General features: G+C 39.7%; 14 protein-coding genes. 12 read left to right on the top strand and 2 right to left on the bottom strand.

Annotated features, from left to right (window positions below):
* Window positions 1-118 precede the first annotated feature (118 nt).
* The 7 genes from KK060_RS21880 to KK060_RS21910 all read left to right on the top strand — a co-directional run bounded on the left by KK060_RS21880 (window position 119) and on the right by KK060_RS21910 (window position 10,824).
* Window positions 119-1,036 (top strand): hypothetical protein, encoded by a 918-nt coding sequence (locus tag KK060_RS21880; RefSeq protein WP_254156534.1) that lies wholly within the window; start codon window positions 119-121, stop codon window positions 1,034-1,036.
* 520 nt (window positions 1,037-1,556) lie between these two features.
* Window positions 1,557-4,961, top strand: coding sequence for a SusC/RagA family TonB-linked outer membrane protein (locus KK060_RS21885; protein ID WP_254156536.1), 3,405 nt, complete (start codon window positions 1,557-1,559; stop codon window positions 4,959-4,961).
* Between the two features lie 5 nt (window positions 4,962-4,966).
* Window positions 4,967-6,460, top strand: coding sequence for a RagB/SusD family nutrient uptake outer membrane protein (locus KK060_RS21890; protein WP_254156576.1), 1,494 nt, complete (start codon window positions 4,967-4,969; stop codon window positions 6,458-6,460).
* Between the two features lie 10 nt (window positions 6,461-6,470).
* The gene (locus KK060_RS21895) at window positions 6,471-7,370 is read left to right on the top strand and encodes a DUF4843 domain-containing protein (RefSeq protein WP_254156578.1); all 900 of its coding nucleotides are present in this window, start codon (window positions 6,471-6,473) and stop codon (window positions 7,368-7,370) included.
* A gap of 24 nt (window positions 7,371-7,394) precedes the next feature.
* Window positions 7,395-8,804, top strand: coding sequence for a PKD-like family lipoprotein (locus KK060_RS21900; protein WP_254156580.1), 1,410 nt, complete (start codon window positions 7,395-7,397; stop codon window positions 8,802-8,804).
* A gap of 21 nt (window positions 8,805-8,825) precedes the next feature.
* Complete coding sequence (locus KK060_RS21905; protein WP_254156582.1) at window positions 8,826-9,680, top strand: S1 family peptidase; 855 nt, start codon at window positions 8,826-8,828, stop codon at window positions 9,678-9,680.
* Window positions 9,681-9,717: 37 nt separating this feature from the next.
* Window positions 9,718-10,824: a TlpA disulfide reductase family protein gene (locus KK060_RS21910; RefSeq protein ID WP_254156590.1), complete on the top strand. Its 1,107-nt coding sequence runs from the start codon at window positions 9,718-9,720 to the stop codon at window positions 10,822-10,824.
* Window positions 10,825-10,891: 67 nt separating this feature from the next.
* Here KK060_RS21910 and KK060_RS25295 read toward each other — a convergent pair whose 3' ends face one another.
* Window positions 10,892-11,791, bottom strand: a complete 900-nt coding sequence (locus tag KK060_RS25295) for a DMT family transporter (protein ID WP_254156592.1) — start codon at window positions 11,789-11,791, stop codon at window positions 10,892-10,894.
* A 23-nt stretch (window positions 11,792-11,814) separates the two neighbouring features.
* Window positions 11,815-14,691 carry a ligand-binding sensor domain-containing protein gene (locus KK060_RS21920; protein WP_254156594.1) on the bottom strand — a complete coding sequence of 959 codons (2,877 nt, stop codon included), beginning with the start codon at window positions 14,689-14,691 and terminating at the stop codon, window positions 11,815-11,817.
* Between the two features lie 238 nt (window positions 14,692-14,929).
* Here KK060_RS21920 and KK060_RS21925 point away from each other — a divergent pair, with 238 nt between their 5' ends.
* The 5 genes from KK060_RS21925 to KK060_RS21945 are packed head-to-tail and all read left to right on the top strand — an operon-like array spanning window position 14,930 to window position 23,028.
* A complete protein-coding gene (locus tag KK060_RS21925; protein ID WP_254156596.1) occupies window positions 14,930-18,019 on the top strand; it encodes a SusC/RagA family TonB-linked outer membrane protein in 3,090 nt (1,029 codons plus the stop codon).
* Window positions 18,020-18,022: 3 nt separating this feature from the next.
* Window positions 18,023-19,501, top strand: coding sequence for a RagB/SusD family nutrient uptake outer membrane protein (locus tag KK060_RS21930; protein ID WP_254156600.1), 1,479 nt, complete (start codon window positions 18,023-18,025; stop codon window positions 19,499-19,501).
* Between the two features lie 18 nt (window positions 19,502-19,519).
* Window positions 19,520-20,971 carry a PKD domain-containing protein gene (locus KK060_RS21935; RefSeq protein ID WP_254156602.1) on the top strand — a complete coding sequence of 484 codons (1,452 nt, stop codon included), beginning with the start codon at window positions 19,520-19,522 and terminating at the stop codon, window positions 20,969-20,971.
* A gap of 15 nt (window positions 20,972-20,986) precedes the next feature.
* Entirely contained in the window at window positions 20,987-22,150 is a 1,164-nt protein-coding gene (locus KK060_RS21940; protein ID WP_254156604.1) for a family 16 glycosylhydrolase, read from the top strand.
* A 44-nt stretch (window positions 22,151-22,194) separates the two neighbouring features.
* Complete coding sequence (locus tag KK060_RS21945; protein WP_254156606.1) at window positions 22,195-23,028, top strand: glycoside hydrolase family 16 protein; 834 nt, start codon at window positions 22,195-22,197, stop codon at window positions 23,026-23,028.
* Window positions 23,029-23,551: the final 523 nt, after the last annotated feature.

Below are 23,551 nucleotides of genomic sequence, written 5' to 3' on the forward strand. Positions count from 1 at the left end.
GGCTTAGAGGAGACTTAGAGGAGACTTAGAGGAAAACGGAGGGGTAACCTGTCAATATGCAGGAAAAACCTTTTGAATCACGTCTAAGCAATAGCGATTTGCCTAAATATTTTTACCTATGATAAAGAATTTAATCTGTATGGCACTCTTTGCCAGTACGTTGGTACTCACTGGCTGTGGTGACGATGAAAAGGATGACAAGGTAATAAAGCCAGTGGAAGAAGTTGATCCTCCAGGTGCACCGCCTAAAACATGGGAGGTAGACGGCTGGACTGGCAAGGCCAACCTTAAAAGAGTTTTTTATGACGATGATGTCGCCATTTATTACGACGGCGATATGGATCCTAAAATAACATGGACTTTCAAATTTATCGGAGACGTATGGCGCTATCTAAAAGTTGTATATCAATGTACTCCAGACCAGCGCCTATTTGCCACACTTCATGGTAAAGGTGGTGTTGGTACCGCTTCTTATTATTATAGCGATGCGTGGGACTATCGCAATACCATAATCTGCTATTCAGATACGTGGGACGAAAATCAAGGGTGGGCTAAAGATCTGATAACACACGAAATGTTTCATGTGGTAGAGTCAGTTGCATTTGGAGCACATTCTTATTCAGCGGGGTATGGTGATTATCCCAATGGTATATGGGGTGACAGTCAATTTGCACCAATCTTTCAATACGATATTTATAAGCATTTCGGCATGGAAGCGAATGCGAGACAATGGGAAACACAAATGAAAACAAGTTACGCTGATAAACCTACGCCAGGCACATATTGGTCATTGAGCTGGTTCCTTCCTATTTACAATAACTATGGTAAAACTGAAGTGCTATCTGGCTTTTTTAAACTTGTTGGTGAACATTTTCCTGCTGACAGAAAGCTAAATATGGGGGAGTTTGTTCATTTCTTCAGTGGTGCCGCACATGCTGATCTTAAAACATATGCAGTAAACACTTTTGGTTGGACTACAGCATATGAACAGGAACTCCAAAATGCCAGAGAAGAGTTTTCCATGATTGAATATTAAATTGAGTATTTAAGATTACTCTGGAACAATCAGAGCTACTTCTGATCTCAACCGGCCTTATTTCTTTTCGGGAAATTTATTCTCAGTAAGGGAAGCTATCTTAGAAGTTTTAGGTCCTCATTCGCAACATTAGCGAAATGGTTTCTGCGTCTGACTGCTTCCCTTGCAGTGAGCTCAAATGTCAGAATCCAACGGGAGGTTTTTGCTGTAACTTTTTAGATAGCTTCTCCTTTTTTTCGCGGCGCAAATATTTTTTAGAACAGCACAAGTGTCTGCATCCGTTTTAAATACAATCATTGAGGGATACATTCTTTATTCCTCCTTTATTAAAATTTTATTTGAAACTAATTCATCCTTTCCAAACTTTAAGGTGTTCTTATCTCGAAATGCCGAATAAAAACCGGTGTTTAAATCTGGGGTTCTAATTCTAGACCCTCCGACTCCAGATAAAGCAAGTAAGTATGAGTCATAAAGGGACGTTGGTCTTGTTTTGGCTTTAGAGATAACTAACCTAAAACCTATGAGTAAATTTTACACTAGCAGATTGCCTGTTATTCGCTGGGTATTATGGTTCACATGCAGCAAACAAACCCTAATGCTGGTTGTGATCATCATGTCCGCCTATTTAAGAGCCTATTCCCAAAACGAAAGTTTCGTCATTGATATGCAGGATGCTTCTTTAAAAGAAGTAATGCGTGCTATTAAAAAACAGTCAGGCTACAGTTTTCTTTATCAGGATGATCTTATCGCCAACTACGGTCGAAGAGACTTTCATATTGATACCAACGGAATAGATGCCGTTATGAATCTGCTGCTTACCGGCACTCAGCTTACCTATGAAGTATCTGACGACGTAATTGTTTTAAAGGAAGAGGTAAAGACAAAGACACGAGCGTTAAAATCTTTTGCCTTCCAGGTAAGTGGTGTGGTAAAGGATAACAAAGGTGATCCTTTACCTGGTGTAAGTGTTTTTGTTAAAGGCGCAACAAAGGGTACTGTTACAGATTCACAGGGTGCTTATCACCTTGATGTTGCAGAAGGTGACGTGCTTGTCTTTTCATTTATAGGTTTTTCAAAAGTAGAAATGCCTGTCAATGGACAATCAACGATTGACGTTGTACTGGAAGAAGATATAACTGCACTTTCAGAAGTAGTTGTAACAGGATACCAGGATATAAGAAAGGAGAGCTTTACTGGTAGAGCGGTTACTGTTACAGGAAATGAACTTAAAAAAGTCAATCCGGTTAACATCTTTCAAAGTATTCAAACTTTCGATCCATCCTTTCGCGTCATGCAAAATAATATCGTAGGTTCAAATCCTAACCGTTTGCCTGATATAAATGTGCGTGGTGCTACAGGACTTCCTACTGATGCAACCCAATTGGATAGAAGTAACCTTACTACCAATCCCAACCTTCCTACATTCATTCTCAATGGTTTCGAGGTTTCAATGCAAACCGTTTATGATCTTGATGTAAATAGAATAGAATCGATAACACTGTTGAAGGATGCAGCTGCAACAGCCATTTACGGTTCACGTGCATCGAATGGTGTGTTGGTTATTACAACAAAAACCCCAGAAGATGGAAAGCTTCAGTTCTCTTACAATTATGAATTGAATGCTTCTACGCCAGATCTTTCAGTATACGATGTGCTAAACGCATCTGAGAAACTTGAATATGAATACCTGGCCGGGGTTTATGATGCTGATAGAAATAAGAATGTTATAAGACAAGATGAGTACGACCAGTTATACTATCATAAAAAACGTCAGGTATTACGAGGTGTAGACTCTTACTGGTTATCAGAACCAGTAGAAACTGCGATCGGACAAAAGCACTCACTTACTATTGAAGGTGGTGCAAAATCATTGCGATATGGAATAACTGGTCAGTATCAGTCATTACCCGGTGTAATGAAGGAATCAGGAAGAAAGCGTTATGGGGGAGAAGTGTACCTATCTTATGTGCTGAATGATAAGTTTACCTTTAAAAACTCAACTTCAATAGCCCAGGTAAATTCACAGGAATCACCTTACGGATCTTTTGAAGACTATGTGAAGATGAATCCATACTATGCTAAGCGTGATACGAATGGACAAGTTCTGCGTGTGTTGGATGAATGGAACCGGAAGTACAGGGACGATGGTGGCGCCGAAGTAGCAACAAAGGATGCTGTGTTAAATCCTTTATATGATGCGCAGCTGAGTAGCTTTAATAAAAGTAAATATACGCAAATCATTAACTCCTTCTCCGTAAACTGGAATATTACCAATGGACTTTTAATGAAGGGACTGATCAGTTTAACAAAGTATAATTTCTCTCAGGACCAATTCACATCGCCATTTGCCAACAGGTACTACAACTATTCCAATAGTGATTTAAATAAACGTGGTGACTATTATTATAAGCAGGACGATGAGACTACGGTAGACGGAAATCTGTTGCTTTCTTACAATACAAGTATCAACAATCACATCATCAATGCTTCAGTAGGAGCCAACGTTCGTGAATTTACTTCTAGTGAGAAGGCATTCTATGCTAGAGGTTTTACCAATGACAAATTTGACAACATTGGTTTTGCCAGCAGTTACTATGAAAATGATTCTCCTTTTGGATTAGATGAAAAAGACAGACTTGTAGGAAGTTTCCTTACTGTAAACTATTCTTATGCCGATAGGTACCTCCTAGACCTTACAGGCAGATTAGATGGTTCTTCAAAATTTGGTACTGATAAAAAATACGCTCCTTTCTGGTCTGCCGGTATAGGATGGAATGCGCATAAGGAGGCGTTTTTGTCAACTTCGTCTTTAGTTAACCAGTTAAGAGTTACTGCAAGTACAGGGCTTACAGGAGGGGTATCATTTCCTCCTTATCTGGGTAAAACTACTTATGCCTATTACACAGATTGGTATAGCACAGGCGTTGGTGCTGCTTACCTTGCTTATGGTAACGATAACCTTAAATGGCAGCGTACACAGAATTATGATGTAGGTGTAGACCTCATTATATTCAATAATCGCTTTACTATCTCACCTACATACTATTACAAACTCACCAAAGATCTGATCACAGATATTTCTGTTGCTCCTTCAATGGGTTATGCCTCTTATAAGGATAACCTGGGTGAATTGGAGAACAGAGGTTATGAACTAGCCCTTAAGCTCGACGTTTACAGAAATAAAAACTGGAATATAAGCTTAAACGCTAACTTAACACGTAATGAGAATAAGCTCAGGAGCATATCTAATGCATTGACCAGATTTAATAAAGATGCTGATGAAAAGCAGGAGGATGATGAGTACAAATCGGTACCGCTTCTCCGCTTTACGGAGGGAAGATCACTGGAAACAATTTATGCGGTTCGATCACTAGGTATTGATCCTGAAAGTGGTAAAGAAATCTATGTAAAAAAGGATGGTTCGCTAACATATGATTATGATGTCAATGATATTGTACCTGTAGGAGATAAAACACCTTCGTTATATGGATTTTTTGGTGGCACAGCCTCATACAAAAATCTGATGTTGTTTGTTAGCTTCTATACGCACTTTGGCGGCGACCAATATAATCAAACCCTTATTGATAGGGTAGAGAATGCTGACCCGCGTTATAATGTTGACCAGCGTGTTCTTGATCAACGATGGAAGAAACCGGGTGACAATGCATTCTATAAGGATATTGCTGACCTTGGTACTACACGGGCTACTTCCAGATTTGTTCAGCCCGATAAAGTGCTTGAATTAAAAACTGTAAGCCTTTCTTACGACGCACCAACATTTCTTGAGCGTAAGTTGGGTATGCAGATGCTGCGCTTTGTAGTTACAGCTAACGATGCGTGGCGTTGGTCTGCGATACAAATGGAACGTGGTATTGAATATCCTTTTGCCCGCTCATTTACATTTTCTATACAAACCAGATTCTGATAAGCATGAAAAAATATTTACTATTCCTGATTAGTATTTGTGTTGCATCCTGTTCTGATTATCTGGATGTAAAACCGGTATCACAAATCGATAAGAATGCACTGTTCCAAACAGAAGAAGGCTTTTATGAAGCACTTAACGGAGTATACTCCCGGGCCATTGGCAACGATTTGTATGGTGAGGAGCTAACCTTCGGATTCCTGGATGTACTCGCACAAAACTATTCTGTGTTTGATATTGCAGGTTCAAAGTATCCTTATCAGCAAACAGCGAATTATAATTACACAGAAAAGAATTTTATCGATAGAAAGAACAGGGTATGGGAAGGCCTTTATAACGCTATCGGTAACTGCAATTCCTTATTGGAAAACCTGGAGATAAAAGGTAAGATATTATCGCCGGATGTTTATCCGATAGTAAAGGGTGAAGCATTGGCACTCCGTGCCTATTTCCACCTTGATATCATCCGCATGTTTGCTCCATCGTATAAGAGTAACCCCACTGCGCCTGCAGTTCCTTATGTTACACGTTTCTCTAATCTTGCAGCACCGCAGTTAACAGTTGCGGCAGCATTGGATAGTGTTATTGCAGATTTAACCTCTGCACGCACGTTATTAAGAGGTATAGATCCCATTGCAAAGCCAAGTTACAAGGTTGGTTATACAACCGATGGTGATGATGCTGATACAAATCCTGATGATGGATCAAACGAAGAACAAGGCTCGCTGTTTCTGCAAAACAGAAGACACCGTATGAACTACTATGCAGTATGTGGTACGCTTGCCCGGGCACATCTTTGTAGAAACAACAAATCTGAAGCCCTTGCTTTCGCCAAAGAGGTAATCGAATCAAATAAATTCCCCGCAGTGAAGCGTGAAGATTTTGGTAACGTAGAAGAAGAAAAACAAGACCTTATTCTTTATCCTGAATTGGTGTTTGCCTGGGCTATTCCAACACAGGTAGATGAATTACGCGATCGCTTCGAAAGAGGAAACAGTTCACTTAACGTTCGTCTTGATCCAGGAAATGCCATATACGAGACAGGTTCAGTAGGAGCTGAAGATCTTAGGATAAAAGAATGGTTTAAGATTGATAACAGCACGACCGCGCGTTTGGAACTGAGAAAATATCATCGGGAGAATACAAACAAACATCCTTTAATGGCTCCTGCAATTCGACTAAGTGAAATGTACTACATCGCTTCAGAATGTTCTTATCCAATTAATCAGAATGACGCCTGGAGTTATTTTAACAAAGCCCGTTTTAACCGTGGCATTGCTGGCGCTTATGAGATCTGGAGTGGCGATGAACAGAAGCTTCTTACCGAATTGCTCAAGGAGGCAAGAAAGGAATTCTATGGAGAGGGACAGATCTTCTATATGTATAAGCGATTAAATAAGAATATCAAAGGATTGGACGGATCAGAAACACCTGCAAGTAATAAAGTTTTTGTATTGCCAATGCCGGATGATGAAATTCGATTAGGTCAACGCGATTAAACCCAGGGTCATGAAAAAGCATTTTCTATATCTACTTATTTTAGTGTCCGTTGTATTCGCTTGTGAAAGTGAAGACGAAAATTTTCATTACGCCGCTGCGAAGGACAATATTTACTTCGGAGTAAGTGAATATGTAGGACTTACAGAAGAACAAAAAGGAGATCGTTTTTTGAGAGGGCAAGTACCGGATACCCGGTTCTTTTTATACTCCTTTGCTATTGAACAAAAGCTTACGGATACAGTTTATGTTCCGGTAACAATTTCAGGTAAACGAGTTCCCTACGAAAGGAAGTATAAGGTAAGGGAATCGTCTACGTTAACCTCAACCGCTGAAGGCTCATTGCATTTTAAACCATTTGAAGAATATTATACTATTCCAGCTGATTCTGGTACTGCGTTGCTTCCAGTTATTCTGTACAATAAAGATGCAAGACTCGCAGATTCTACCTTTTATCTCTACCTGGAGCTTGTTCCATCCGACGATTTTGACGTTACTATTCCTGTTTATGCAAACGCGGGCGTAGGGTTCTCAGCCAGGCTTGAAGAACCAGTATGGTGGAAACCTTGGATTTCATTCTTTGGCACGTATTCAAGAACGAAGCACGGTCTCTACCTTATTTCGCTGGAAGGCGTTGATGACAAGGATTTGCCTCCCAATATGGATGGAGAGAACAGTTTCTTTATTCCTTATGCACTGTTCCTCCAAAGTAAATTTAATACACTCTTGTTCGATCCGTTTTTATGGATAAAAGATCATCCTAATTACATCATTGAAAAAAGAGCAGAAGGTATTTATGACTTTTATAATAGCGAGAATGCATTTAAGAAGTATACATTGAAATTCAATGTCGAGGATGGGAAGCATTACTTTATTGATGAAAAGGGAAAGTTTGTATCTACCTCTATTTAAGCTCTTTTATAAAATGAAATAATTATGAAAAAGAATATACTTTACTTACTAATAATAGTTCTTCTTTCTGTTACTTCTTGCTATGAAGACCTTGGCAATTATGATTATAAGGAAGTAGAAGATCCTACAGTGATAGGACTTCAGGACAACATTTTTGTTGGTTATATAGGTGATAGCCTTATTATTGAACCCAAAGTGACACATTCACTTGCAGGAACCGACGCCTTAACATTTGATTGGGAAATAGCCAATCACCTGGAGTTAAAAGGTGAGTTTTACAAGGGGTCTACTTTAAGGTTCTTATTTAACCTGAAGCCTGCAATCTATTCAGCAAAACTTACCATTACCAACCAAACCAATGGAATGAAGTACTTCTATAATTTTAAAATAGAAGGAAGAACAGAGTTTTCGACAGGAACTGCCATATTGAGTAACGATGGAGGTATTGCCCGATTGTCTTTTGTGAAGGCAGGAAATGTTCTTATCCCAAACTTGTATGAAGGACTGCATGGCGAGAATTTGCCTAACGATCCGAAGCAGATACTGATAGTTGATAACTACTACACTCAAAGCTATCACATTGTGACAGGGGAAATAAATAAACCAGGTGTAATACTTGAGGCTGCAACAATGCTTCGCACGAGGTATCTAAAAGACAATTTCTTCGAGACTCCTGATCCGATAGTAGCCAACTCCCTTAAGACACATCCCGCGGGAGCAATCTCTCATGGTGTTATCAATGGAAAACTTTATTGTGGTACATGGCAAACCTTTTCAGGAAGTCCTGTATATGGATTATTTGGTGCGCGGGCCGCAGGTGACTATGAACTATCGCCCTGGTTTAATTTTTATGGAGCACATTACTTAGGATACGACGTTAACAAAAAGCAGCTTCTACAGTTTGATATGAACCTTGGCTTTACTGGTTTAAATTATACGGTTATACCAGCAATGCAGGAGTCAGGAAAAGACTCTTTTGATCCTAAGGATATGAAGGTTGACTTGCTTTATATGCAAGATTTAAATCCCGAGAACTCCTATGCTTTCGGAAAGGATGCGAATGGCATCATATACGAGTACAAGTTTGATACAGAGCCTACGGTTTTCTTTCCTAAACGGAAGGTCCAATTCCCTGGGGCTAGTTTGATCAGGGAGAATACCAAATGGCAGGGATCGCAATTTGATGTGATATTCTTTACTTCAGATGATAAGATTTACCGTTATGTTCCCGATAACCAGGACTTGCGCCCACTTGAAGCTGACTTCAGCGGTAAAACAGTAACCATGATTAAGCTGATTGATAACGACCTTCTCATAGCAGGAGTTGAAGGCAGTATTTACTATCTCGATGTTAGTACGGGTAAATACGGAAGCGTTTATCGTGTTATCGACAATATACCAGGTTCACCCGTTGATGTAGTCGTAAGGAAATAATGAGCAAATAGTTATCAAGTGATGTTGAAGAGATTACTGTTATTATTTTTAGTACTATGCTGCCATTATCTAAGAGCGCAGTTCCAGGTATCCTATTATTCTCCTGCTACAGGGCCTATTGAAGATGATCGCATCTATCAGACCATTCTTTCAGCTGGCAATTGGTTGATGAATGAGAATAAGACTACGCCGCTCTCAGCGTTGGCAAAACAATTGGATAATGAAAGCTGCCAGGTAAGTTTAAAGAAGCCTTATAGTAAAGCGCTGGGTAATTCTGCTTTGTACAATAAAAGCAAAGAAGGAGTACTTGTAGTAGCAACACTTTTTAAGTGTGATCACTGCCCGAATGATCACGTTCGCGCAGCATCAGGGTTCACAATTTCAGAAGATGGCCTTGGCGTTACGAGCTATCATATATTTCGTGGAAATGCTACGGATGAAAAACATGACCTGGCACATGTTGTTATGGATCATCAGGGCAACGTTTATCCAATCAAAGCCGTGCTTGCTGGTCATCTGGGTGACGACATTGCCATCTTTAAATTTGAAACTGATGGCAGGAAACTTCCTGTGCTTCCCTTGGGAAAAGATCCTCAGGTAGGGGATGATGTTACAGTAATTGCACATCCGCATTCTATGTTCTACTCTTTTACGCAAGGTAGTGTTTCGAGGTTGTATAAGAGGCAAGGAGGTGAGAAGATAAGCATTACTGCTGACTTTGGGCAAGGATCCAGCGGTGGCCCTGTCTTTGATAACAAGGGTAACATAGTCGGTGTCGTTTCTGCAACGCTATCGCTGTATAACTCCGATAACAACCTTCAGATGGTATCTAAGGAAACAATACCGGTTTCGCGCATAAGGGCATTAATAAAATAATCAATAACAATTTATAGAAGTAAAAAATAAAATCTAAATGTTAAAATATACTTTTTCGTTCGTCTTAATACTAGCAACAATCTGTTTTGGTTTTTCCTCCGGTGATCCAAAAGGTAATGGTTTTGTAATAACAGGTAAGATTAAAGGGTTTAGCTATCCATATATCTATTTCGCACATACTGAAGATGGAGTTTCAAAATTAGATTCATGTGCTGTAAAAGGGGGTGCGTTTAAATTTGCTGGAAAGGTATCTGAACCCGAGATGGTTTTCCTTCACACCAAAGACAGACGGCTACAAAAGGTATTCTATGCCGAAAATGTAAACATGCAGGTAGAAGGGGATATCAATGCGCTTGATCGCCTTGTTATTAAAGGATCAAAGGTACAGGATGATTATGCTGAACTCGAAACACAGATACAAGCGCATAGAAACAGGGTAATGAACTTGTATAACGCAAGTGAGGCAGCAAAGAATGCAGGTGACTCCATAAAGATGAAGGAGATATTAACACATGCAGAGAAGCTTTACAGGATGGAGTATGATATCAGAATGCAATTTATTCTTACGCATCCAAACAGTCCGGCTGCTTTGCAGGAGCTAATGGTTTGGACAAATGAAGCGAATTATAAAACTGCTAAAACTTTGTATTACATTCTTGGTCCGGAAGTAAAGAGTCTGAAAAAGGCAAAAGAAGTAGCCCAGCGTTTAGATAATCTTGAAACTGTTGATTTAGGAAACGCCTTCCAGGATTTTACGCAAAATGATATAGATGGAAAACCAGTAAGCTTATCCTCTTACAAAGGAAAATATGTGTTACTTGAATTCTGGGCAAGCTGGTGTGGACCATGCCGCGCCGAAAATCCAAATCTAAAACACGCTTATAGTAAGTATAAGGATAAAGGTTTAAATATTCTTGGTGTATCGCTTGATGATAACCAGGCACGCTGGAAAAATGCATTGGAGAAAGATAATTTGCCTTGGGCACAAGTATCTGATCTTAAAGGATGGAAGAATGAAGCTGCAGTAAAATATGGCATTCAGGCTATACCTGCAAACTTCCTTATCGATCCTCAGGGAAAGATCGTCCATCGAAATTTACGCGGAGAGGAGTTGAACAAGGTGCTGGAGAAGATATTCAACTAAGAATAGTATTATAACAATGCCTCTGGTCAGCGATATGCAGGTCAGAGGTATTTTCTTTTTAGTCTTGCTATTTTTTTGTTACTCCCTCGTTGATCTTTCTTACAGACTTTTTACTAAGGATAAGTCCAGCAATAACTACAACAGTTCCTGCTATAGCATAGCCAGTAATGGCTTCTCCTAAAACAAAGAAAGAAAGGATATAACCGAATACGGGAGCAAGGTATAACCATTGGCTTGCATGTACTGGATCTTTTTTAAGAAGATAAAACCAAAGCCTTACCGATATGATAGAGACAACGACGGATAACCACAGAAGATTAAGCCAAAAATTTAAATCGGGAATGAGGTAAGCATCACCTCTGTTTACTAGCAGTAGTGGAGATAAACCTAATCCTCCGATTACAATTTGCCACGCATTAATACTATCTGCAGATAAACTAAATTTAGTTTTGCTGTAATAGACATTGCCTAACGAGAATGAAAACATTCCAAGAAGCATAACAATTACCGGAGTTATTTTTATTTGTTCACTTCTGAGTAGGGGAAACGTTGCAATAACCAACCCCGCAGTGCACAACAACATCCCTGTAAGCTCGTTTGTCTTAACCTTTCGCTTCATCCAAAGATTGCTTAAAAGAAGTATAATCAGCGGGTTAACTGACGTGAACAAATTTCCAAGTCCACCAGGAAGGTCCTTAATAGCGATAAAGAAACAACCAAGGTATACTGTTGTATTAAGAAGTCCGAAGATAGCAATCTTGTGCCATTCATTTTTTTGCGGTAGATGGATCTTGCCGGTGTATATTAGCATTCCCAAGAGTAGTAAAACACCTACTGCAAGGAAACGGAGCATTACTAATTCAATAGGACTAGCCGAATGAAAACCAAGTTTCGCTGCAATAGCCGCAGAAGACCATAATACTGAAAATAGTATTCCAATTAGAATATCTTTTTTTGGAGTGAGCACCCTTTCGCTTTTTTCTTGTCGTACTAAAACTTCAACATAAAATCTGTAAGGTTTTCATTGCGGTCAAGTAAAAGCTTCTTGCGTAGTCTGTAACGGCTAATCTCGACACCCCGTACAGATATATTCAAGAGATGAGCAATTTCCTTTGTATTTAAATTTAAGCGAAGGTAAGCACTTAATTTTACTTCCTGGGGAGTAAGTTTAGGATACTTTTCCAGCAATCTATTTGTAAAATTGCCATGAACGTTATTGAAGTGAAGTTCAAACTGCTTCCAATCGTTGTCACTGCTTAAGTTTTGATCAATATTATGTATAATCTTTTGTAGATCATCCTGGGGCTTCTCGAAATCTTTCTTCTTGATTAAATCCTCCAGGTTACGTTTAACTGTATTTAAAAGCTCATTTTTATTAATGAGGTGGATGGTAGAAGATGCAAGTTCGCGGTTCATGTGATCAACTTCAGACTGCAGTTTTTCATTTCTCAGTTTTACAATCTGTTGCTCACTTTGGTCCGCAATCTCTTTTATCTCCGTGTCTTTTTTATGAAGTTCCTGTTCTTTATTCAATAGGATGAGGTTCTTCTCTTTCTTAAAACGTTTATTCAGGTACTGAAACATCATTACAAAAAGAAACATTGCTGAAATACTGTAAAGCACATACGCTATTGAGCTTCGGTAGAAGGGAGGAAGAACAGTAAACGTAAAAGCTTTTGCTTCACTTATTGTGCTGTAGATGTTCCGTGATCTAACATGGAAGGTATATTCACCTTCAGGAAGGTTAGTATATTCTTTCTCTGTCTTTTGTATCCATGAAGACCACCCCTGATCAAAATTCTCAAGGTAAAACTGGTATTCTGTCTTTTCTGGATTTTCATAAAAGGATGATGAGTATACAAAGCGAAGAGAATTTAGTTTATAGGGAAGAACGAGTTCGTTATCCGAGTAAAGTTTGGTGCCTTCCAGCAGTAGTGAATCTTTTTCTGTCGATGTGTTCAGCACCTTCCTTAGATGAGTTTGATAAGGGGGCATGTCTTTTCGCTTGGCAGCATTGTAATGAATAAAACCTTTCTTTGCGCCGAATAGAATGTTGTCTGCATCAAGCGCGCGCACAATTCCAAGATCATCATTAAGAAGATCCTTTATCTTGTTAAATACCTGGGTATCAGTTGTAGCCTTACCAAATTTGTCGAACAATATTTTTCCAACCTTAGGCCTGGTGATAAAATATATATTTCCTAATACATCCTGCTCCATTTCAACGATGTGCTCATTGTCAGGAAATAAAGTGCTGTACTGTGCATCAGGTACAAATTTGTCCTGCTCGTACTTATAAATTCCCTGAGAGGCAGGGAAGATAAGCCTGTTGTCAATCACCTCCATATTGTTCAGGTAGTCAGAAGGCAAACCATCATGAGAATTATAGAAGCGTATAGATTTGATATTGTCGAGTTCACGGTCAACTTTTAACTTATAAATTCCTTTGTAACCATGCGCCATCCATAAATCGCCCTTATCATCGAATTCCAACACCCTCGATGACTCTTCAAATGATTTAAATTTATGTTTGAAGTGAATTTTCTGATCCTTGATCTGTAAAAGACTCAGGCCAGTATAAGATCCCATAACGATATAGTCGTTATGCCTAGGGAAGGAAACAAATTCCCATGCTCCTCGTTCCGGGTATATAAGTTGTGCTTTTTTATTGATGATTTCATAAGGGCCATTATGATGCCCCATAAGAATATGACCATTAATGCTGGTAAGTTTATACACCTGTCCTGCACTATTGGGAACCAACTCAAAATGTCTTTTTGAAGCTTTCTGGTCCCAATAGAATAACCCTGTGTTTGTCCCGAGATATAAAATACTTCCTACTTGTAGCGCAGAGTAACCTGTTCCTATAAGTCCGACATTGTTATCGATAAAAGAGAACGGAGAACTCAACTCTATCATTGAAATGCTATTGTTAAGCCCAAGCCAGAGATTTTCATGTACGTCTTGGTAAAGTCCGTGCACAGTTTGGTCCAAGAGACCATTCTCGCGGTCTATGTGTAATACCAGTTTTCCCTCCCGGTTAATGATAACCAGTCCATTATTTTGGGTCCCCAGCGCAAATGTTCCATCTTTTAACATAATGGCCTGGTTAATCACGCTCGAAGTAATAATGGGAGTCTCTTCTACAGCAAACTTTTTAATGGAAAGCCCGTCGTGGATGTAAATCCCATCGTGAATAGTGAAGATGAGGATATTGGTATTGTTTAATGGTAGGATTGAAGCTATTTGTCGTTTGGCAAAGAAATCACCGCCAGGTATTAACTTAAGTTCGTTTCCCTCAAGCATGGATAGACCATGGCCCCATTGCAGCGTATAAAACTGTTTATTTACAAGGAAGGAGAACTCCAGCGGGTATTTTGGTTCTATTGTTTGCGGAATACTGCCAGGCGCGTAGACGTATATATTCTTAAAAGTGAAAAAATATAAACTCCCATCTTTCTCATAGATCCGCCAAACCTCATCAAAATTCCTGTATTTAGACGGGAGGCTGTCAGCCAACGAATAGTATTGTAATGTCCCATAAGCGTTGGGGCTGAAGTAGCCGAAGTCGGCCTGGCTACCAACGTATATTTTCTGATCGCTGCCAACAAGTACCGATCTTATTTTGGTGCCATTCCTTACCGGGTGAATATTCCAGAAAGTCCCATCAAATTGAAGGAGTCCAAAGTTATTAGCTATATAAATGATTTCCTGATTGTCTTGGACGATGTTCCAGCTCTGAATGCCGCCGTTAAATTCCTCAGTTGTATAATTCCTTATGAATGGCGTTCCATATTCCTGACCATTTGCCAAAAATGGGAGTAAAATGAAAACGATTTCGGTTACTCGTAAAAATATTACGCTCATTCGTAATGATTTAGGTTAATTTATTCGGCTTTGATGTACCTCTAAAATGTGGTGTATTTATCACCTTTTTGTGAATATCCCATTTTTTTGATAAAAATAAAGATTTTAACCGGCTTGATGTGTAATTGTTGTAGTGGTTTTGCTGGGTTGATGTAGTATTGATGTAGTATTTTTTTAGGCTAAGGTATAGCGTCGGGCTACTTTTGGAAACGTTTTCGTACCCAACCAAATAAAATGCATGAATAAATACTTACTCATTGTGCTACTGAATATGACATTCATTTCAGCAGCACTATCACAAAATGTAATTACAGGGCAGGTGACATCAGGGACTGACAAGGCAGGCCTTCCTGGTGTGAGTGTTCTTGTAAAGGGAACGACCCGAGGCACATCAACAGATGCCAATGGCCGTTACAGTATCGACGTCCCGGCCGAAGGCCAGACGCTGGTGTTTTCTTTTATTGGCTTTGCCACACAGGAACAAAACATAGCAGGCCGCTCAACTATTAATGTAGAACTTCAGGAAGATGTAAAGAACCTGGATGAAGTTGTCGTAATTGGTTACGGCACATCAACTGTTAAGGAATTGACAGGATCAGTTTCTTCTGTCCGCGGTCAGGACCTCCAAACCGTTAATCCGGTAAGGGTAGAGCAAGCACTGCAAGGCCAGCTGGCTGGCGTTCAGGTTAGCTCATCGTCCGGCTCTCCTGGCGGTGCTCTTAACATCAGAATCCGTGGTTTATCAACCAATGGAGATAATGCACCACTCATTTTAGTGGATGGTGTGCCTTATTCTGACGATGGACTTGCTGCGTTAAACCCTTCTGATATAGAATCTATAGATGTGCTTAAAGATGCTTCTGCTGCCATATATGGGGTAAGAGGCGCAAATGGTGTTGTTAATATAGTAACCAGGCAAGGTAAGAGAAATCAGGCGCCTTCATTTGAGTTTAGCGGTTATTATGGATTGCAAGAGACAACCAGGAAATTAAACCTGTTGAACGCAACCGAATATGCTGTTCTAAAGAATGAAATGTATGGCTTAGCGGGACAAACGCCACCGTTTGCCAATGCAAATTTAGGAAAAGGAACAGACTGGCAGGATGAGATTTTCCAATCGGCTCCTATACAAAACTACAACTTGAACGTTACGGGAGGTTCTGAAAAGAGCACCTATTCAATTGGTGGTTCTTTTATGGATCAGGAAGGTATAGTAGGAGGTGATAAGTCTGGCTATAAAAGATTCAACGGTCGTATAAATTTTACTACTGACCTGGCTCCTAAAGTTACATTGCAAAATGTACTCTTATATACAAATGAGAGAAGGAGAACGTTACCTGAAAATGGTCTTGGTTCCGTCTTATTTAATACCATTAACGCATCTCCGGCGGCATCAGTTAAGAATGCTGATGGTACTTATACATATCTAACAGAAGTGAGCGAAGTAATCAATCCGTTAGCACAAATCACGAATACGTATAATGAAGCACGTGTTAATAAATTAGTAGGAAAGCAAGAGCTTACTTATAAGATCAATAACAATTTTGAACTTACGGGAAGAGCCGGATACAACTATGCGATCGTAGATGATAAAGTGTTTAATCCGCTCGTGTGGTATGGTTTAGGTAAAGCGCAAAACACAGCTGCCAATGAAAACCTTGACCCTAAAACTCAGAAGATCGGAGATACTGAAATACCGGTCTATAATAATGTAACGGAAACAAGAAGTTCCTATTTCAACTACAACCTCGAAGCTTTTTTAAACTTCAACCGAACATTCGCAGAAGTACACAAAGTGAAAGCAACTATAGGTACTTCCATGATTGCAGATAGAAACGAAAGCCTTTCAGGGACAGGATATAATGTACCTTATAATTCCTATGAATTCGCTGATATTTCCTTAACATCACCTTCTGACTACCTGAACAATACTTCATCCTGGCAAAATCGTTCCAGGTTATTGTCTCAGTTTGTGAGAGGAGAATACTCCTACAAGAACAGGTATTTGTTCTCAGCAGTTTTAAGAAGAGATGGATCGACAAAGTTCGGTGGTAACAATCGCTTTGGTTATTTCCCTTCTGCATCCGCAGCGTGGGTAGCATCAGACGAGCCCTTCTTTAACTCTGAATTATTTGAATTTTTGAAAGTGAGGGCAAGCTATGGTGTATTAGGAAATGATCGTATTGATGTTGATGCATACTATGCGTTATTAGGAGGTGAAGGTGTTTACCCTTTTGATGATCAATTAGTAAATGGAATTGCTATAGGCAGATTAGGAAATGCCGATTTAAAATGGGAAACAACGCATCAGACTGATTTTGGTGTTGACTTAAGTATGTTCGAGGATAAATTGAGCATTACCGCAGATTACTTTATTAAAGTTACTAAAGATCTACTCCTTACGCCTGATGTTTCTGGTGTACTTGGAGCCTATGGCGCAGGAGGAAGTCCTCCCTATGTTAACGGGGGTGATGTACGCAATAAAGGTTTTGAATTTGCGATTAACTACTCAAATACCATTGGTAAAGACTTCAAATTCAATATCGGTTATAATTTCACAACAATTAAAAATGAAGTTACCGCACTGCCTCCTGGGGTAGACTTTTTCGAGTATGGCGCATTTAGCGTAGGAGGAGGAACAGCAACAAGAATGCAGGTAGGATACCCAATTGGTTACTTCTTCGGATACAAAACAGAAGGCATCTATCAGAATAATGATCAGGTAACTGAAAGAGGTGTTGTACAAAACGGAGCACAACCAGGTGATCTTAAATTTGTAGATGCAAGTGGAGATGGTGTTATTGACTTTAGCGGAGACACGGATAAGGTAATGATTGGCTCACCGATTCCCGATGTAACAATGGGACTAAACTTAGGTATCTCATTTAAAGGATTTGATTTTTCTACCCTCCTGTATGCAAGCATAGGCAATGAGATCTTAAGAAATTATGAACGTCAGCTACCCCTATCAAACCAATTGAATTATAAGCTTAACAGGTGGACCAGCGAAGGGTCAACCAATAAAGAACCAAGACTGACGAATGCCGAAAATACAAACGGTGTGCTCTCTGATTATTTTGTTGAAGATGGCTCTTATTTAAGAGTGAAGAACGTTCAGTTAGGCTATACATTGCCTGCCGCAATAGGAAATGCAATCCATGTAAAGAGATTAAGAGTTTACGTTGCTGTAAATAACCTGTTTACTTTTACAAAGTATATGGGATATGATCCTGATTTGGCTACTGATAGCCCACTTACTTCTGGTATTGACTACGGATACTACCCTCAAGCGAGGACATTTATGGCAGGTTTAAATTTAAATTTTTAAACAATGAAGAATTTTATAAGAATATCAATACTTTCTGTCTGTAGTGCATTTCTATCGACAAGTTGTGATGACTACGTTGATATCGATCCGCTTTACGCTCAAAACGCAGACAATTACTTTAAAACACCCAGTGACTACGATAAAGCACTAACGGGTGCATACGATTTATTGCAGACATCCTATTTAGGTATCTGGATTGGTGAAATAGCTTCTGATAATTCCATTGCAGGAGGAGAATCCGTTACGGATTCAGAAGGTCTTCATCAAATAGATGCAATGAGACATGGCGGTGTAAATGCAGAACTCAGAAGTATCTGGCGTTATATGTATGCAGGTATAACACGTGCTAATTATATTTTTGAGTTTAAAGATGCACTTGAATTTGAAGGGAAGGATAAAATACTTGCCCAGGCTTCATTCCTTCGTGCGTATTACTATTTTGAGTTGGTAAAGTTCTTTGGCGATGTTCCTGTAGTTCTTAACAAGCGGTTGGGAGCAGAGGAACTATCTTCATTACAACGCACGCCTTCGGCTGAAGTATATGCCCAGATCGAAAAGGACTTACTATATGCGGCAGAGATACTGGATTGGACAGCCCAGCAAAAGGGTCGTATTACCAAGGGCGCCGCACTGTCATTACTTGGTAAAGTATACTTATATCAGAATAAATTTGCAGAAGCAGCTCAAACACTTGATAGAGTGATTAATGAAGGGCCATATTCGTTATCAAATAATTACAGCGGACTTTTTTACGTAGCTAACGAAAGAGATGCTGAATTTGTATTTGACATAGAATATGTAGGTGCAGAGGGTGGTAGCTATGGTTGTTTTACCTGTCTTGAAGGATTTGCTGCTGTTGGCTTTCATGGAATAAGAGCATATAAAGGTCCTATTTATGCAGATGGAAATAGCTACAACTTACCAACACAGGATCTGGTAGATGCTTTTGAAAATGGAGACCCTAGACTTGAGGCTTCCGTGTTGGATATTGAAGCATTTATTGCAAGCCAAGGTACATCCATCACGTATGCAGTAGGCGCAGGAGGACACACCGGTTACTATAACAACAAGTATATCAAGAGAGAGGGTGAAAAAGGTCCGGCTGATGATGATCTTACCAGTCCACTCAATCACCACGTCATTCGTTATGCTGATGTATTACTAATGGCAGCAGAAGCACATAACAGAAAACCGTCTCCTGATGGTGGATTAGCGCTCTCATACCTGAACATGGTAAGAACACGTCCAAGTGTTGAGATGCCTGCACTTAATCTATCAGGTACTGCACTTACAGAAGCGATCTGGAATGAACGCCGTGTAGAATTTGCAGGAGAGGGACTTCGATTCTTTGATCTTGTAAGAACAGGAAAAGCAGGACAGGAGATTGAAGGATTTGAAGTAGGCAAACATGAGCTATTCCCTATACCACAGGACGAAATCGATCTTGCTCGCGCTGGGTGGAAACAAAATCCGAAGTATTAATTTAAACATGGCGTTAATATGAAAAAAATATTCTTTATTCTACTAGGAGTTCTGTGTTTGCAGCTGTTCCTGGTATCATGTCAGGAAGATGAAGCAATGCTTGATACGGCATCAGCACCAGTTGAAGATGACGCAGTCTTCACGTACTCCAGTACGGAGAGAAGTGCCAACGTACTTAAATTCTCTAATACATCTAACGTACTTTTCAAAAGATGGAATTTCGGAAATGGAAAAACAGGAGAAGGAAATGAACCTGTAACAGAGTATCCGCTTAAAGGAAGCTACAAGGTCACACTTACTGTTTATACAGCAGGAGGAAGTGCAACAACAACACAAACCATTGAAATAGCTGAAGATGATCCAACACTGCTTGATCTGCCTATTTATAACATCATTACTGGAGGGAAAGATGAACCGCAAGGAAAGACATGGGTGATAGACTCTAAGACTTTAGGACACATGGCTGTTGGTAACGGTTCAAGCCTTGAGATATATTGGCCAGCCCCTCCTGATATCAAAAGCGAAACAGGATTGTACGATGATAAATATACATTTGCTCTGCAAGGTTTTAAATATACGCAACAGACAAATGGTGATGTATATATAGATAATCTTCAAGTACCTAAATTTCCTGGTGCGTATTTAAATAAGGATGACTACACGGCGCCTTTTACAGCACCTGATAACCTTACTTGGACTTTAACTGAATCTGATGGAAAGCAATTCATTACAATTAATGGAAATGGATTCATTGGATTTTATACCGGTGTATCAACTTATGAAATTTTAACGGCAACATCTGAATTACTACACTTACGATATTTAGATGCAGGAGATCCAGGCTTAGCGTGGTATTTACGTTTGGTCCCTGAAGGGTATACTCCTCCAGCAGAAGAACCAGAGGAACCCGAAGAACCAGAAACGCCTGAATACAAGATCGAAGATATCAGTGAAGACTTCGAAGGCGAACCTACTGTAAATTTCGTTAATGATTCTCAAGGATCAATTGTCGCTTATGATAATCCTGCTCCTGTTCCAATTAATATCTCTGCAAAAGTGGGTAAGTATGTTAAGGCGAGTGGTAATGCCGGCGAATTTGCAAACGTTCAAATACCTCTTGATTATAAAATGGATATCCGTAACCGGCATATTTTCAAGTTAAAGGTATTTATTCCAAGTTATAACGATTACACCACAGAAGGTGGTGAATCATGGCAATCATACAAGACGTTGCAGAAGCAGGTTTCTGTTAAATTACAAAACTCTGACCTTGGTGGTAATGCTTACACCACGCAGGCAGAAGTTATTCAGAATAATCTTCAGACTGATAAATGGCTTGAATTGACGTTCGACTTTTCTGCTTTTTCTTCGAGAACGGATTTCGATAAAGTAGTAATTCAAATCGGAGGTGAAGCCATTTTTACAGGGGGAATCTTCTTTATAGATGATTTTGAATTGTTACCTGAATAAAAAATAGATTAAAATATGATGCAGTTTATCGGTAAGTATTTAACTGATAAACTGCATCTGTTGTGCAATTTAAATACTAAAATCGTGTTAAAAAAAGCATACTATTTACTGGTTGCCCTCATTGTAATCATGAGTTGCAATGACGACGAATCTTCACCAGAGCTAAAACTTCCTTCAGATCTTGCTTTAAATGTTGAAGTAGATGAAAAAGGAACAGGAGAAGTAACGGTTTCTGCATCTGCAAAGAATGCTAACTTTTACAATGTCTACTTTGGCGATGGAGCCAATGAAAAGCCTGTTAACACCAACGAGGGAATGGCCACTCATAAATACGCCAGGTCAGGCACATATACCGTAACCGTACAAGCGCACACTACGGCGACAGCTTTTATTACAGAAACTAAACAAGTTGCGGTCGAGGTCCTTCCTCAGGATGGCTATACAACGCCTTTAACCTATGTGGGTATGAAGCTTGCCTGGCAGGATGAATTTGACGGCACTTCCTTAGACGCCAGTTATTGGACGCATGAAATTGGAAGAGGTGCAAATGGGTGGGGTAATAATGAACTTCAGTATTATCGTCCTGAAAACACTAGCGTGAAAGACGGCTATCTTACCATCACCGCTAAAAAGGAAAGCTTTGAGGGTAGTGAGTACACATCATCCCGTATTATAACAAAAGATAAAAAAGTGTTTCAATACGGTCGTGTTGATATTCGTGCAAAAGTTCCTAAAGGAAAAGGTATATGGCCTGCGTTATGGATGCTGGGAAATAACATAAGTACAGTCCCTTGGCCGGCATGTGGCGAAATTGATATTATGGAACTAGTAGGAGGTGGTGCAGGCAAAGATAACACCGTACATGGAACCATCCACTGGGAAAGCAACGGCCAACCCGTTAACTTTGGAAAGGAATATTCGTTAACATCAGGCGTTTTTGCTGACAAGTTTCACGTGTTCTCTATTGTATGGGATGATAAGTCAATAACATGGTATGTAGATGATGTTCAGTTCAATGTTGTTGATATTACATCTGCTGATCTGAGCGAATTTAAAAATCAGTTCTTCTTTATATTCAATGTTGCAGTAGGAGGTAACTGGCCAGGTAGTCCTGATGAGTCTACAACTTTCCCACAACAGATGACTGTTGATTACATAAGAGTGTTTCAACCCGAGTAATGACCTTTAAACCATAACCTACTTTTTAACAGACTAACTTTTGTATGAATATATTTCTTCCTGTTTCATTTTGGATTCTTCTTACAACATCGGCAGAGTATAAAAGCAAACCCAAAATGATATGGCACGACGAGTTTGACTATACCGGCAAGCCTGATCCCAAACTTTGGAGTTATCACTTGGGTAATGGCTGTCCGCAACTCTGTGGTTGGGGTAATAATGAGTTGCAATATTATACAGAAAAGTCTGAGAATGTAAGGGTAGAAAATGGACGTCTTATTATTGAAGCACATAAAGAACAAACGGGTAACAGTGCATATACGTCAGCAAGGGTACGTTCGGTAAGAGAAGTTTCTCCTAAGTATGGCTATATCGAAATAAAGGCAAAGTTACCTTTTGGCAGGGGATCATGGCCTGCTATTTGGATGCTGCCTGATTCGTTAAAATACGGCGGATGGCCTAAAAGTGGTGAGATTGATATCATGGAACACGTTGGTTATGATCCTGGCGTCGTTCATGGTACAGTTCATACAGAGGACTTTAACCATATCAAGGGAACACAAGTCGGTAAGCAAAAAACAGTGACTGACTTTGATAAAGCTTTTCATATCTATGCCATTAACTGGACAGAAAAGAAAATTACGTTTCTTATTGATGGTGTTCCTTACCATGTGTTTGAAAACAATGGATCTGGTAGCGATGCCTGGCCTTTCGATCATCCCTTCCACTTAATAATGAATATTGCAGTTGGAGGAGGCTGGGGCGGACGCGAAGGCGTAGACGAATCCATCTGGCCACAACGCATGGAAGTTGACTATGTACGTGTATATGCACCGTTAAAAGACAACTTTAAATTCTCGACCCTGAGTAACGATTAGGTTTATATATGTTCGTGGTTTCAGAGGCTGTTTCGAAATACTCTTCGAACAGCCTCTTTTTTCGCAGCCTTAATACACCAACCTATTTTAGGGATGGACCACCCCTTACTATTGACCCATGACTATTGACTGATGCCCTATCAACCCCCAACTCGTAATACCCAATACCCAGTGCCTAATACCTAATGCCAACCTTCTCCCATCCTCATCCTAACCTCTCCCTAACATTTCCCTAACCTCAACCCGAGATCCGTCTAGGGTTTGTCTAGTATATGTTTAACCTATGTCTAGACTTTTCTACACGAAAACGATCGAAAAACGCATGTATTTTATAATCTTATTGATAATCAAATTATAACCTGTAAACTATAAACAGGTGAAACATTTAAACCCAAAATTGTCATTAGGGAAAGAAAGTATAAACTTCAGGTGGCAACGGTTCATTATGTAATTAATGAGTGCCAATCAACCATTAGTAACCCATTAGAGTGCCTGGGAAGTGCCTGCGGTTAATCCCTGGTAT

Origin of the sequence: Chryseosolibacter indicum, from assembly GCF_018598585.1 — a bacterium.
In the GTDB taxonomy this organism is placed as follows: domain Bacteria; phylum Bacteroidota; class Bacteroidia; order Cytophagales; family Cyclobacteriaceae; genus Chryseosolibacter; species Chryseosolibacter indicus.

Excerpts from the sequence above, each read along its gene's own strand:
- KK060_RS21890 (WP_254156576.1), top strand. The coding sequence starts at position 4,967 with ATGAAAAAATATTTACTATTCCTGATTAGTATTTGTGTTGCATCCTGT.
- KK060_RS21885 (WP_254156536.1), top strand. The coding sequence starts at position 1,557 with ATGAGTAAATTTTACACTAGCAGATTGCCTGTTATTCGCTGGGTATTA.
- KK060_RS21905 (WP_254156582.1), top strand. The coding sequence starts at position 8,826 with ATGTTGAAGAGATTACTGTTATTATTTTTAGTACTATGCTGCCATTAT.
- KK060_RS21945 (WP_254156606.1), top strand. The coding sequence starts at position 22,195 with ATGAATATATTTCTTCCTGTTTCATTTTGGATTCTTCTTACAACATCG.
- KK060_RS21895 (WP_254156578.1), top strand. The coding sequence starts at position 6,471 with ATGAAAAAGCATTTTCTATATCTACTTATTTTAGTGTCCGTTGTATTC.
- KK060_RS21920 (WP_254156594.1), bottom strand. The coding sequence starts at position 14,691 with ATGAGCGTAATATTTTTACGAGTAACCGAAATCGTTTTCATTTTACTC.
- KK060_RS21935 (WP_254156602.1), top strand. The coding sequence starts at position 19,520 with ATGAAAAAAATATTCTTTATTCTACTAGGAGTTCTGTGTTTGCAGCTG.
- KK060_RS21940 (WP_254156604.1), top strand. The coding sequence starts at position 20,987 with ATGATGCAGTTTATCGGTAAGTATTTAACTGATAAACTGCATCTGTTG.
- KK060_RS21900 (WP_254156580.1), top strand. The coding sequence starts at position 7,395 with ATGAAAAAGAATATACTTTACTTACTAATAATAGTTCTTCTTTCTGTT.
- KK060_RS21925 (WP_254156596.1), top strand. The coding sequence starts at position 14,930 with ATGAATAAATACTTACTCATTGTGCTACTGAATATGACATTCATTTCA.
- KK060_RS21910 (WP_254156590.1), top strand. The coding sequence starts at position 9,718 with ATGTTAAAATATACTTTTTCGTTCGTCTTAATACTAGCAACAATCTGT.
- KK060_RS21880 (WP_254156534.1), top strand. The coding sequence starts at position 119 with ATGATAAAGAATTTAATCTGTATGGCACTCTTTGCCAGTACGTTGGTA.
- KK060_RS21930 (WP_254156600.1), top strand. The coding sequence starts at position 18,023 with ATGAAGAATTTTATAAGAATATCAATACTTTCTGTCTGTAGTGCATTT.